General features: G+C 71.9%; 12 protein-coding genes. 11 read left to right on the forward strand and 1 reads right to left on the reverse strand.

From position 1 onward, the window contains the following. Window positions 1-10 precede the first annotated feature (10 nt). Window positions 11-1,477 (forward strand): nitrogen regulation protein NR(I), encoded by a 1,467-nt coding sequence (gene ntrC, locus BM396_RS24305; RefSeq protein ID WP_043384440.1) that lies wholly within the window; start codon window positions 11-13, stop codon window positions 1,475-1,477. Between the two features lie 88 nt (window positions 1,478-1,565). On the opposite strand, the gene BM396_RS24310 is transcribed toward ntrC, so the two are convergent. Next, on the reverse strand, window positions 1,566-1,835 hold the full coding sequence (locus BM396_RS24310) for a hypothetical protein (protein ID WP_043384437.1): 270 nt from the start codon (window positions 1,833-1,835) through the stop codon (window positions 1,566-1,568). Between the two features lie 89 nt (window positions 1,836-1,924). Between BM396_RS24310 and BM396_RS32930 the strand changes: the two genes are divergently transcribed. The 10 genes from BM396_RS32930 (at window position 1,925) to BM396_RS24355 (ending at window position 12,579) form a co-directional block, all read left to right on the forward strand. Further along, the gene (locus BM396_RS32930) at window positions 1,925-2,098 is read left to right on the forward strand and encodes a ribosome modulation factor (RefSeq protein ID WP_164706383.1); all 174 of its coding nucleotides are present in this window, start codon (window positions 1,925-1,927) and stop codon (window positions 2,096-2,098) included. A 107-nt stretch (window positions 2,099-2,205) separates the two neighbouring features. Next, window positions 2,206-3,396, forward strand: coding sequence for a cystathionine beta-lyase (gene metC / locus BM396_RS24315; protein WP_043384434.1), 1,191 nt, complete (start codon window positions 2,206-2,208; stop codon window positions 3,394-3,396). Between the two features lie 89 nt (window positions 3,397-3,485). Continuing rightward, window positions 3,486-5,219, forward strand: coding sequence for an ArnT family glycosyltransferase (locus BM396_RS24320; protein WP_043384431.1), 1,734 nt, complete (start codon window positions 3,486-3,488; stop codon window positions 5,217-5,219). Continuing rightward, complete coding sequence (locus BM396_RS24325; protein ID WP_043384428.1) at window positions 5,216-5,983, forward strand: glycosyltransferase; 768 nt, start codon at window positions 5,216-5,218, stop codon at window positions 5,981-5,983. The genes BM396_RS24320 and BM396_RS24325 overlap by 4 nt, the downstream gene beginning before the upstream one ends. Then, window positions 5,977-6,309 (forward strand): lipid-A-disaccharide synthase N-terminal domain-containing protein, encoded by a 333-nt coding sequence (locus tag BM396_RS24330; protein WP_043384425.1) that lies wholly within the window; start codon window positions 5,977-5,979, stop codon window positions 6,307-6,309. Before BM396_RS24325 ends, BM396_RS24330 begins: the two co-directional genes overlap by 7 nt. Continuing rightward, on the forward strand, window positions 6,306-6,908 hold the full coding sequence (locus tag BM396_RS24335) for a pyridoxamine 5'-phosphate oxidase family protein (RefSeq protein WP_043349369.1): 603 nt from the start codon (window positions 6,306-6,308) through the stop codon (window positions 6,906-6,908). The genes BM396_RS24330 and BM396_RS24335 overlap by 4 nt, the downstream gene beginning before the upstream one ends. Before the next feature lie 244 nt (window positions 6,909-7,152). Further along, entirely contained in the window at window positions 7,153-8,844 is a 1,692-nt protein-coding gene (locus BM396_RS24340) for a methyl-accepting chemotaxis protein (RefSeq protein ID WP_043384424.1), read from the forward strand. Between the two features lie 116 nt (window positions 8,845-8,960). Then, the gene (gene rarD / locus BM396_RS24345) at window positions 8,961-9,857 is read left to right on the forward strand and encodes an EamA family transporter RarD (RefSeq protein ID WP_043352599.1); all 897 of its coding nucleotides are present in this window, start codon (window positions 8,961-8,963) and stop codon (window positions 9,855-9,857) included. A 53-nt stretch (window positions 9,858-9,910) separates the two neighbouring features. After that, a complete protein-coding gene (locus tag BM396_RS24350; RefSeq protein ID WP_043384421.1) occupies window positions 9,911-12,301 on the forward strand; it encodes a PAS domain-containing hybrid sensor histidine kinase/response regulator in 2,391 nt (796 codons plus the stop codon). After that, window positions 12,298-12,579 (forward strand): hypothetical protein, encoded by a 282-nt coding sequence (locus BM396_RS24355; RefSeq protein ID WP_043384418.1) that lies wholly within the window; start codon window positions 12,298-12,300, stop codon window positions 12,577-12,579. The genes BM396_RS24350 and BM396_RS24355 overlap by 4 nt, the downstream gene beginning before the upstream one ends. The last annotated feature ends 509 nt before the right edge of the window (window positions 12,580-13,088 follow it).

A 13,088-nucleotide genomic window follows, 5' to 3' on the forward strand; every position in this document is an offset into this window, starting at 1 on the left:
GTAGAGAGTCATGCCGAACGGCCACATCATCGTCGCCGACGACGACGCCGCAATCCGCACCGTGCTCAACCAAGCGCTGTCACGGGCGGGCTACGAGGTTCGCTCGACGGGCAATTGCGCCACCCTCTGGCGCTGGGTCGCGCAGGGGGAGGGCGACCTCGTCATCACCGACGTGGTGATGCCCGACGAGAACGTGTTCGACCTGCTGCCGCGCATCAAGCGCGTGCGGCCGGAACTGCCGATCATCGTCATGAGCGCGCAGAACACCTTCATGACGGCGATCCGCGCCTCGGAGCGGGGTGCCTACGAGTACCTGCCCAAGCCCTTCGACCTGAAGGAGCTGATCGCCATCGTGGGCCGAGCGCTCTCGCGTCCCCGCGGCGCGGCGCCGGCCGGGGCGCCCCCCGAGAACGAGGACATCCCGCTGGTCGGGCGCTCGCCCGCCATGCAGGAGATCTACCGGGCGCTGGCCCGGCTGATGCCGACCGACCTCACCGTGATGATCACCGGCGAGTCCGGCACCGGCAAGGAGCTGGTCGCCCGGGCGCTGCACGATTACGGCCGCCGCCGCACCGGCCCGTTCGTGCCGGTCAACATGGCGGCGATCCCGCGCGACCTGATCGAATCCGAGCTGTTCGGCCACGAGAAGGGCGCCTTCACGGGGGCCCTACAGCGCTCCGCGGGCCGGTTCGAGCAGGCCGAGGGCGGGACGCTGTTCCTCGACGAGATCGGCGACATGCCCATGGAGGCGCAGACCCGGCTGCTGCGCGTCCTCCAGCAGGGCGAGTACACGACCGTGGGCGGGCGCGTCCCGATCCGCACCAACGTCCGGATCATCGCGGCCACCAACAAGGACCTGCGGGTCTCGATCCAGCAGGGCATCTTCCGCGAGGACCTGTTCTTCCGCCTCAACGTCGTGCCCCTGCGGCTGCCGGCCCTGCGCGAGCGCTCCGAGGACGTGCCGGACCTCGTCCGCCACTTCTTCGTGCTGGTCGAGCGCGAGGGCCTGACCCGGAAGACCCTCGACGGGGACGCCATGGAGCGTCTCAAGCGCTACCGCTGGCCGGGCAACGTCCGCGAGTTGGAGAACCTCGTCCGCCGGCTCGCCGCCCTCTACCCGCAGGAGACGATCACCGGCCCGGTGATCGAGGCCGAGCTCGACACCCTTCCGCTGGCGACGCCCGCGGCCCCGGCCGCCAACGGCGCAGCCCGCAAGGCCAACGGGGAATCCGAGAGCCTGTCCAGCGCGGTGGAGCGCCACCTCTCGGATTATTTCTCCGGCTATCGGGACACCCTGCCACCCCCCGGGCTGTATCACCGGATCCTGCGGGAGATCGAAGGCCCGCTGATCGGCGCGGCGCTCGCCGCCACCCGCGGCAACCAGATCCGCGCGGCGGAACTGCTCGGCGTCAACCGCAACACCCTGCGCAAGAAGGTCCGCGACCTCGACCTGCAGGTGTTCCGCACGGCGCGTTAGCGGCGGCCGGCCGGACGGCTGCTTCGCGGCCGCCGCCGCGCTCCGGCGCCTCGGGATGCGATCCGGGGCGGGACAGGCGTGACGGTGCTCAGCGGCCCGGCAGGATCGGGTCGCCGCGCATCAGCGCGTGGAGCCGCTCGGTGTCGAACCCGTTCGGGATGCTGGGCACGGCCGGCTTCGGCGCGGGCGCGGCCTTGACCGGAGCCGGGATCGACCCCGTCGCCGACGGCTCGGCCTGGGCGGCGCGGACCACGGGCGCCGGCGCCAGATGGGCGAGCCGATCGGCGCTGACGAGGGCGACGGTCGCCGTCGAGACGAGGACGAGGACGGCGCCGAGGAGGGAACGCAGGATACGCACGCAACGACCCGGGACGCGACTTGAGACGGCAACAGATTTACGGCGCGGCCGTTAACGAAGCCCCACCCTCAAGTCTTCGGGAGGCGATATTGACCAACGTCCAGGCCACCGCGAGCGACAGCCCGTTCATCCAGGGCCGCAACGCGCGCCTCTACGGAAAACCCGTGAGCGAATGCCCCTATCCGGAAGGCTCCCAGGAGCGCGCCGCCTGGATGGAGGCCTACGAGGAGGCCGCCGTCTCCGATTCGCCCGAGACCCCGTGAGCGCGGCAAACACGGCGTCTCAGGGCTGCGGAACGCCGCGTCCGGCTTGACCTCGCCGGATGCGGCGCGCTTCGTGCGGTGCACCGCAACGCGATCACCGAGCCTCGATGTCCCTGAAGCCTTCGCCCGACGCCCAGCAGACCTTCGCGCCCGCGACGCGCCTCGTGCATGCGGGCCGCGATCCGGGCGAGCAGCACGGCTTCGTGAACACGCCGATCTATCGGGGCTCCACGGTCCTCTATCCGACCTACGACGCGATCAAGAACCGGCGCGGGCGCTACAATTACGGCACCTCGGCGACGCCCACCATGGACGCGCTGACGACCGCCTGGACGGAGCTCGCCGGCGCCGCCGGCACCGTCGTGACGCCCTCGGGCCTCGCGGCGCTCACCGTCGCGCTGATGGCCGCGGTCTCGGCGGGCGACCATCTCCTCGTCACCGATTCCGCCTACCGGCCGACCCGCCAGTTCTGCGACGGCGTGCTGGCGCGCTACGGCGTCGAGGTCACCTATTACGACCCGATCATCGGGGCCGGCATCGCGGACCTGATGCGCCCGAACACCCGGGCCGTGCTGGTCGAGGCCCCCGGCTCGCAGAGCTTCGAGATGCAGGACGTTCCCGCGATCGCCGAGGTCGCGCACGCCCGCGACGCCTGCGTGATCATGGACAACACCTGGGCGACGCCGCTGCTGTTCCCGCCGCATGAGCGCGGGGTCGACATCGCCGTGGAGGCCGGCACCAAGTACCTGAGCGGCGGCTCGGACCTGCTGATCGGCCTGACCTCCGCCAACGCGCGCTACTACCGGGCCGTGCGCCGCACCTTCGACCATTTCGCCATGTGCGCCGGCGCCGAGGACATCTTCCTGGCGCTGCGCGGCCTGCGCACCATGAACCTGCGCCTGCGCGAGCACGGCCGCGCCGGGCTGGAGATGGCCCGATGGTTCCAGGCGCGGCCCGAGGTGCTGCGGGTGCTCCATCCCGGCCTGCCCGAGGATCCCGGCCACGCGATCTGGACGCGCGACTTCGCGGGCGCCTCGGGCCTGTTCGGCGTGATCCTCAAGCCGGTGCCCGAGGTGGCTTTGGCCGCCATGCTGGACGGGCTGCAGCTGTTCGGGATGGGCTTCTCCTGGGGCGGCTTCGAGAGCCTCGTGATCCCGTTCGACTGTGCCGGCTACAGGACCGCCACGAAGTGGGCGCCCGGCGGACCGGCCCTGCGCTTCCATATCGGCCTCGAGGACACCGCCGACCTCAAGGCCGACCTCGATGCCGGCTTCGCGCGCCTGCGGGCCGCCACGTAAGGCGGATCGGGGCGCCGACGGCGGGGGGCGACCGGCGACGACGCGGCTGCATTTGACCTTCCCGCCCGATCCTGATTGACCGGCCCGGCATGACCACGAGCCTCTCCGCCGACGGCGCTCCGCGCCTCGCCCCAGTCGACCGGATCGGCCGCGGACTCGACGCGCTGAGCCTCACCCATGGCCGGGCCGTCGCCGCCCTGCTGGCGCTGTGCCTGATCCTGTTCCTGCCGGGCCAGATCTCCCTGCAGCCGATGGATCGGGACGAGCCGCGCTTCGCCCAGGCCTCGAAGCAGATGCTGGAGAGCGGCGACCTCGTGGATATCCGCTTCCAGGGCGAAGCGCGGCACAAGAAGCCGGTGGGGATCTACTGGGCCCAGGCCGCCGCCGTGGCGGCCGGCGAGGCGCTGGGCGTGCCCGGGGCCCGCACCAAGATCGCCCTGTACCGCATCCCCTCGCTGATCGGCGCCATCGCCTCGGTGCTGCTCGCCTACTGGGCGGCGCTGGCCTTCCTGCCCCGCCGGCCCGCACTGCTGGCGGCCGCCCTCTACGGCGCCTGCCTGATGCTCTCGGCCGAGGCACACCTCGCCAAGACCGACGCCCTGCTCGCCGCCTGCGCCACCGCGAGCCTTGCCGCACTCGCCCGCGCGTGGCTGGCGCCGCGGGACGGCACACCGACCTCAGGGCCGACCTCCGGACCAACCTTTGCGGCATTCTGGCTCGGGATGGCGGTCGGGATCCTGGTGAAGGGGCCGATGGTGCCGCTCTTCGTCGCGCTGCCGGCGCTCGGCCTGTCGCTTCGGGCGCGATCCGCCCGCTGGCTGCTGCCCCTCCGGCCCTGGCCGGGCCTCGCCCTCACGCTCCTGCTGGTGGCGCCCTGGTTCGCGGCGATCACCTGGAAGAGCGGCGGCGCCTTCTACGCCGAGGCCGTCGGGCACGACATGCTCGGCAAGGTCGGCGGGGCGGCGGAGCGGCACTGGGGGCCACCCGGGGCCTACGCGCTCGTGTTCTTCGCCACCTTCTGGCCCGGGGCGGCCTTCGCGGCCATGAGCCTGCCCTTCGCGTGGCGGGCGCGGCGGGAGCCCGCCGTGGCCTTCCTCATCGCCGCGGTGCTGCCGGCATGGCTGATCTTCGAGGCGGTGCCCACCAAGCTGCCCCACTACGTGCTGCCGCTGATGCCCTGGCTCGCGATCCTCACCGTGCTGGCGTTGTCCCGCGGAGCGCTGGATCCGCGCCTGCGGGGCGCGCGCCTGACGGCCCTGCTGGTGCCGGCGATTCCGGTCGCGCTCAGCCTCGGCCTCTGCCTCGCGGGCTGGCGCCTCGACGCCCACACCATTCCGTGGCCGGCTCTGCCCCTCCTCGCCGCCGCCTGCGCGGTCGCGATCCTGGCCTGGCTCGCCTTCGCGCAGGGATCCGCCGAGCGCGCCCTCGCGCTCGGGGTCCTGGCCTCGGCCCTGCTCGGTCCGGCGGTGCTCGGCGTGGCGCAGCGTTCGCTGCCGGCTTTGAAGGTCTCGCCCCGGCTCGCGGCCCTGCGCGACCGGGTGCCTTGCCCGAACCCACAGGTGGCGAGCCTGGGCTACCGCGAGCCGAGCCTCGTGTTCCTGATCGGCACCGGCCTCGCCCTGCCGCCCGACGGCGCCGCGGCGCGATCCTTCCTGGAAGGCGGCGGCTGCCGCCTGCTCTTCGTGGAATCCCGGGACCGCGACGACTTCAACGCGGCCTGGCCAGTGGGGCGCGGCGCACCCGCCCCCCTGGCGGAGGTCGAGGGTTTCAACCTCAATACCGGCCGCCGTGTCTTCGTGACGGCCTACGCGGTGGCCCCGTGAACGCGAATCCCCATCTCAGCGTCGTCGTGCCGGTCAAGAACGAGGCCGGCAACATCGCGCCCCTGGTGGCCGAGATCGAGGCCGCCTGCGCGGGGCTGGCCTTCGAGCTGATCTACGTGGATGACGGCTCCACCGACGGCACCCCGGCGGCCCTCGCGGCGGCCCGGGCCGGGCGCCCCTGGCTGCGGGCGCTGCGCCACGCCCGGAGCGGCGGCCAGTCGGCGGCGGTGCGCAGCGGCGTCCTCGCGGCCCGCGGCGCGATCGTCGCGACCCTCGATGGCGACGGCCAGAACGATCCGGCCTTCATCCCCGCCCTGCTGGAAGCCCTGGAGGCGGCGGGGCCCGGCGCCGGCCTCGCCCAGGGTCAGCGGCGCGGCCGCAAGGACGGCCCGTTCAAGATGCTCCAGTCCCGGATCGCCAACGGCGTCCGCGGACGGATCCTCAACGACGCCACCCGCGATACCGGCTGCGGCCTGAAGGTGTTCCGGCGCGCCGTATATCTCAGGCTGCCGTATTTCGACGCCCTCCACCGGTTCATGCCGGCCCTGGTGGCCCGGGAGGGCTTTTCGGTGGTCCACCGCGACGTGGTCGACCGGCCGCGGCTGACGGGGGTGTCCAATTACGGCCTGTTCGACCGCCTCTGGGTCGGGCTCCTCGATCTCGCCGGGGTCTGGTGGCTGATCCGGCGCAAGCGCGCCGATCCGCGGCCCGAGGAGATCGTCGACCCGGCCGGCCAACCCGCAGACCAGGACGTCGGATGCTGATCCAGCTCGCCCACGATCTGCCGGCCTATTTCTACGACGTGTTCGTCACCCGGCTCGACTTCTGGCTGGTCTTCGGCATCGTCGCACAGGTGGTGTTCGGCTCGCGCTTCATCCTGCAATGGATCGCCAGCGAGCGGGCCGGGCGGAGCGTGATGCCGCTGTCGTTCTGGTTCCTGTCGATCCTCGGCGGGCTGATGACCCTGGTCTACGGGTTCGTGCGCCGCGAGCCGGTGATCATCATCGGCCAGGGGCTCTCCACCGGGATCTACCTGCGCAACCTCGCGCTGATCTTCCGCGAGCGGCGGCGGAGGCGCGGCAACCCGTGAGCCGCGCGCCGCTGCCCGCCTATTACGACGACCTGGACGCGACGTTCGCGGCGCTGTGGGGCCATCTGGCGGACGGCGCCGCGCACGGCCGCAGCGGGTTTCACCTGCCGGTGGTGGCGACGCTCGGCGCGGCGGGCGGCCCGCGGCTGCGCACGGTGGTGCTGCGCGCCGCCGACCGGGATGCCGGAACCCTCCGGTTCCACTGCGACCGCCGCTCCGACAAGGCCGCCGAGATCCTGGCGAACCCGGCCTGCGCGCTCACGGCCTACGACGAGGCGACGAAGATCCAGATCCGCATCGAGGGGCGCGCCGCGCTGCACGTCGACGACGCGGTGGCCGAGGCGGCCTGGGCCGGGTCCCGGGCGATGAGCCGGGTCTGTTACGGGAGCGAACCCGGCCCGGGCACGGCCCTGCCGGCGGGGGACGCCTACGCCCTGCCGGACGAGGCCGCGGCCGGGGCGCTGGGACGGCCGCATTTCGCCGCCGTGCTGGTCCGGGTGGAGCGCCTGGATTTCCTCTACCTCGACCGCCGCGGTCACCGGCGGGCCGCCTGGCACCGGTGCGGGTCGGCATGGCAGGGCGGCTGGCTGGCCCCCTGAAAGAGTGCCGCCGCGCGGGGAAGATGTCGCGCGCGCGACGGCCCGCCGGGGCGCACTCGTCCGAACACGCGGAACGTGCCGCGATTCGACGCGCCGACGGTTGAACGCGAAATCAATCCACACGTCCCGGATGAAAGATTGCGCGACAATCCCATTCGATGTCCGATCCGTCCCAAGCCCCGCGTTCGCAATCGACTTCGCCATCCGCTAACACATAAGCAGCGGCAGCGCGGAGTTTTTCCCAGTGCGTCGCCACTTCAAGTTCCCCATTGCCGTCAAGATCGCCTTCGCGTTCGCCTTCATCGCGGTGAATGCGGTCGGCTTTCTATGGCACATCTCCAAACGGATGACCGTGGCCGATGCGGCCTACAGCGCCTATCTCGGCAACGACGCCACGGCGGCCACGATGGCGGCACGCCTCGGACGCGTGGTCTATCAGATGAGCTACGTGGCCTTCCGCACCCTCGGCGAGGCCGATCCGGACGCGTCGGACCGCATCGGCGCCGCGTTCGAGCCCCTTCCGGCCGAAGCCGCACGCCTCCTCGACGGCGTGCGCCGGAACGCCCCGACATTTGACGCTCGGACCGACCGGATCGCGACGCTCCTGGGCACCTACATCGCACTCACCGGCGAGATGTGCGCCATGGCCAAGAAGGGCATGAGCGCCCAGGCCCTGACGCTGGCGCACACGCAGGTGGATCCGCTCCAGAAGACGCTGTTTGCCGCCCTCGACGCCTTCGTGGACGATCTGAGCACGTCGATCCGCACGGGTTCCGCGGCCCTCAGCGCGGACACCCGCACGACCTTGTCCTGGGCGATCAGCCTGTCGGCGGGCGGCATCGCCGCCAGCATCCTGATCGGTGTTCTGGTGGTGCATGTCGGCGTCGCCCGCCCCCTCGGCCGGTTGACGGCCGCTCTGAAAGCCATGTCGGCCGGGCGGCTCGACGCGGAGGTCCCGGAAGCGCGGCGCGGCGACGAGATCGGTGCCATCGGCAGCGCCGTCGCGGGCATCAAGGCCCTCGTCGCGCGGAAGGCCGTCGCGCAGGCAGAGACCGCGCGGCGGCAGGCCGAGGACGCCGCCGCCGACCGCAGCCGGACCCTCCTGCGGCTCGCCGAGGGCTTCGAGCTGACGGTGGGACGCATCATCGGCTTGGTGTCGGAGTCGATCGCCATCCTCCAGACCACCGCCCGGATCATGACCGTCACGGCGACGCGGACCGTCGGCGAATCCACGGCGGTCGCGGGTGCCGCCGAGACGGCCGCGCGCGACGTCGGCACGGTGGCGGCCGCCGCCGAGGAACTCGAAACCGCCGTGGCGGAGATCGGCCGGCAGATCGGCGGCTCGGCCATCCTCGCTCGGAGCGCCGTCGTCGAAGCGGATCGGACCGCGACCCTCGTGCAGGATCTCAGCGCCGCCGCCGCCAAGGTCGGCGCGGTGGTGGAGCTGATCGGGGCCATCGCGCGTCAGACCAACCTGCTGGCGCTCAACGCCACCATCGAGGCGGCCCGCGCCGGAGAGGCGGGGCGGGGCTTCGCGATCGTGGCGAGCGAGGTGAAGGACCTCGCCGCGCAGGCGGCCCAGGCGACGGGCGACGTCTCGGGACAGATCGGCCGCATCCAGGGCGTGACCGATCAGGCGGTCGCGGTGATCGCCGCGATCACCGCACGGATCCGCGAGATCGACGGGGTCGCCGCCAGCGTCGCGGCCTCGGTGACGCAGCAGGAGGCGGCCACCCGGGCGATCGCCCGCAACGTCGTGCAGGCCTCCACCGGCACCCGCGCGGTGACCACCACCATGGCGGCCGTTGCCGCGGCTGCCGGAGAGACCGGGACGGCCGCCGATCGGGTGCAGGCCTGCGCCGCCGCGCTGGCCCGCCAATCCGCGGACCTCGGCGGTGAGGTTCGGCGCTTCCTCGCCACGATCCGCGCGGCGTGAAGACCCGACCGCGACCGCCGGATGGCTGCCCTGCGCGGCACCCCCTGACAGGGACTGGCCCGGCACGCTAAAGCCCGCCGACCCGGCCGCCCATCCGGGTCGACCGGGAGGACGCCGTGGGCCTCGTCTACGCGCTCGCCGCCTATCTGAGCTGGGGCCTCCTGGTTCCGGTGCATTTCCGGATGCTCGGGGCCTACACCCCGTATCATATCCTGGCGGAGCGCATCGTCTGGTCGAGCCTGTTCGCCGGCGCGTTGGCGCTGGTCCTCGCGGCGCGCCACCGCCTGAACCTGCCGTTCCCGCTGCGCAAGCGGCACGCGCTCCTGCTGCTCTCGGCGGCCATGATCGGCGTGAACTGGCTGCTCTACCTCTACGCGGTCAGCAGCGGGCACCTGCTCGACGCGAGCCTCGGCTACTACATCAATCCCCTGGTCAGCGTGGCGTTCGGGCGGGTGGTGCTGGGCGAGCGGCTGCGGCCGGCGCAGGCGCTGGCCATCGGCATCGCCGCGACGGGCGTCGCCGTCGCGGTGGTCTGGGCCGGTGAGCTGCCCCTCATGTCGCTGTCGCTGGCGGTGAGCTTCGCGCTCTACGGGCTCGCCCGGAAGATCGTCGCCGTCGACGCGCTGGTCGGATTCCTGGCCGAGACCCTCCTGCTCCTGCCGGCCGCCATCGTCTGGCTCGTCCTCTCGCCCGAGCCGTTCCTGCCGTCCGCGCCGGGCGACCGCGCGCTCCTGATGCTCACGGGCCTGACCACCGCGCTGCCGCTGATCTGGTTCGCCGCCGCGGCGGTGCGCCTGCGGCTCACCACCCTCGGCCTGCTGCAATACGTGGCGCCCACCTGCCTGCTTCTCCTCAGCGTCCTCGTCTACGGCGAGCACGTCGAGCCGCACCGGGCGCTCATGCTGGCGCTGATCTGGGTGGCGCTCGCGCTCTACACGGTGGACGCCCTGCGGTTTCGCCGCCTGCCGGCCGCGGCGTCGCCGCGGTCGGATCCGGACGCGATGCGTGTATAAGGAATACTGGTATAGGCCGCCGCTGGGGCGGATGACGGGACAGCGTCGGGTCGATGAGCGAGACTGAGAGCGGCCCAGGATCCGTCACGGATGCCGATTACCGCAACCTCGCCGAGACGCTGCCGCAGCTCGCCTGGATCGCCGAGGCTGACGGCACGATCATCTGGTACAACCAGCGCTGGTACGATTTCACCGGCACGTCCCTCGAGGACATGCGGGGATGGGGCTGGCGCACGGTCCATCACCCGGATCACGTCGAGGCGGTGACCGAGCGCTACCGGGCCGCGATCACCCTGGGCCGGTCCTGGGAGGACACGTTCCCCCTGCGCGGGCGGGACGGGACCTATCGCTGGTTCCTGTCGAAGGCGCTGCCGCACCGGGACGAATCCGGGCGGATCCTGCGCTGGTACGGGACCAACACCGACATCACCGGCCGCCGCGCCATCGAGGAGCGCCTGCGCCATTCCGAGCAGCGGTTCCGGGCGCTGGTCGACGCCTCGGCGGCGGTGATCTGGAACACCAACGCGGCGGGCGAGCTGATGCCGCCGCAGGTCCGCTGGAGCATCTATACCGGCCAGACCGAGGAGGCCTACCAGGGCTGGGGCTGGCTGGATGCCGTCCATCCCGAGGACCGGGGTCACGCGGCCGATGCCTGGGCCGCCTCCGTGGAGGCGCGGGCGCTCTACGAGGTCGAGTACCGGCTGCGCCGCCACGACGGGGCCTGGCGCACCATGGAGGTGCGCGGCGTGCCGGTCCTCGCCGAGGACGGTTCCCTCCGGGAATGGGTCGGCACCTGCGTCGACGTCACCGACCGGAAGGAGGCCGAGGAGGCGGTGGAGCGCGCCCGCCAGGCCGCCGAGGCGGCCAACCGGGCGAAAAGCCAGTTCATCGCCAACATGAGCCACGAGCTGCGCACGCCGCTCTCGGCGGTGATCGGCTATTCCGAGATGCTCGGCGAGGAGCTGGAGGATATCGGCCAGGCCGCCCTCCTGCCCGACCTGCGCAAGATCGAGGCGGCCGCGCGCCACCTGCTGTCGCTGATCAACGACGTCCTCGACATCTCGAAGATCGAGGCCGGCCGCATGACCGCCTCGGCCGAGACCTTCGCGGTGGCGGACCTGCTCCGCGATGTCGGCGATTCCACCGGTTCGCTGATGGAGAAGAAGGGCAACCGCTTCGTCCTCGATGCCGGCGAAGGGGCGGGCGCCGATCTCGGGTCCATGCACCAGGATCAGACCAAGATCCGCCAGTGCCTCGTGAACCTGCTCGGCAACGCCGCCAAGTTCACCGAGAAGGGGACGATCACCCTGACGGTGCGGCGGCACCGGGAAGAGGGGGCGGACTGGCTGTCCTTCGCGGTCGCCGATACCGGGATCGGCATGACCGAGACCCAGATCGGGCGGCTGTTCGAGCGCTTCGTCCAGGCCGACGACTCGACCACCCGCCAGTTCGGCGGCACGGGTCTCGGGCTCGCCATCACCCGCGCCTTCTGCGAGGCGATGGGCGGCGACATCGGCGTCACCAGCGTTCCGGGGGCGGGGGCGACCTTCACGGTCCGCCTGCCCGCGATCCTGAGCCCCGAAGATGCGCCGACGGCCGAGGCCGAGGCTCTCACGCCGGTGGAGCCGCACGAGGAGCACGAGACGGTGCTGCTGGTCGACGACGATCCGGCCGCCCGAGAGCTGCTCCAGCGCTTCCTGGAGCGCGAGGGCTTCCACGTCCGCAGCGCCAATGACGGCCGCGCCGGCCTGACGCTCGCCCGGGCGCTCCGGCCGCGGGCGATCCTGCTCGACGTCGAGATGCCCCGCATGGACGGCTGGGCGGTGCTTCACGCCGTGCGCAACGATCCCGAACTGGCCGGGACCCCGGTGATCATGACCTCGGTGGTGGCCGAGCAGGGGCTCGGCCAGGCGCTCGGCGCCACCGACTATTTCGTCAAGCCGATCGACTGGGACCGGCTCAAGGGCCTGATGGAGCGCTATCGGCCCGAGGCGCCGAACGAGGCACGGGTCCTCGTGGTGGATGACGATGCGGATGCCCGGGAGCGCCTGCGCCGCTCCCTCGGCCGGGAGGGCTGGACCGTCGACGAGGCGGAGAACGGCCGGATCGCCCTGGAACGCTTCAGCCAGGCCCGGCCGAGCCTGATCCTGCTCGACCTGATGATGCCCGAGATGGACGGGTTCGGCTTCCTGCGGGCGCTCCGCTCGCGGCCCGATGGCGACGTGCCCGTGGTGGTGCTGACCGCCAAGGAGATCACCACCGCCGAGAAGGAGAGCCTGAACCGGCAGGCCGACCGGGTGATCGCCAAGGGCTCTATGAGCCTCGCGGAGATCGGCCGGCAACTGCGCGTCCTCTACGCGCGTTCGGCGAACGAGCCGGTTCCGGGACAGCTTCAGGGCCTGCTCGCGCAGCTCGCGGAGCAGGAGGGGGGAGAGAGATCATGAGCGATTCCGGGATCGATGCGGACAAGGCGGTGGCCATCCGCCTGCGGGCACGGCTGGCGGTGGTGGAGCGGGCGGCGTGGTTCGGCCTCGTCCACGCCATGAAGACGCGGCCGGCCGAGACCGAAGCCTATTTCGCCTCCGAGCGGGCGCGCTGCACGGAGGGTTTCGGCAGCGGGGCCTGGGCCAAGGATCTCACCGACGCCGAGCGCCGGATGCTGGCCGCGGAGGTGGATGCCGGGCTGGCGCAGTTGCTGGAGGAGGCCCGCGCCGAGGTGTGAGACGCCGCCGCCCCCTCGCGGGCGCGGCGAAGTCCTCCGATTGCGCGACACCGGGAGGCCGCATTCGGTCGTGGTTCGCTTGGCCGCGCGCGAGGACGGCGCGGGCAGCATCGACCGGGATGCCGTGACACTGCCCGTGCGGGACGACCCGCAGGCGGAAGCAGTATCACGCCTGCGCCGGTCAGCCCCGGAGCAGGGTGGGGACGGCGAAGATCTTTTGTAGATCCGGGCCAATCACACGCCATCGCGCATCGGCGCGATTGGCGTCCCGGCAAGGATCCGGCTCGCGCATCAACGTCGCCGTTCCAGCCGCCCGCGCGGCGATCACATCCATACGACGAATGCTCGACATTCAATACAACAACGAGGCTTGAATAATATAAGTTCGGCCAAGAAATGCGTTAGATAGCGACAGGCAAAAGAGCCAGGCCGTCGCGAGACTCCGTGGTCCGGCCAAACCTGCCGGATCCGGCGCGGCATTCGCTATGTCACAGGCTGCGCGCTTGGCC

The sequence above is a fragment of the Methylobacterium sp. UNCCL125 genome, from assembly GCF_900116795.1.
Lineage (GTDB): Bacteria > Pseudomonadota > Alphaproteobacteria > Rhizobiales > Beijerinckiaceae > Methylobacterium > Methylobacterium fujisawaense.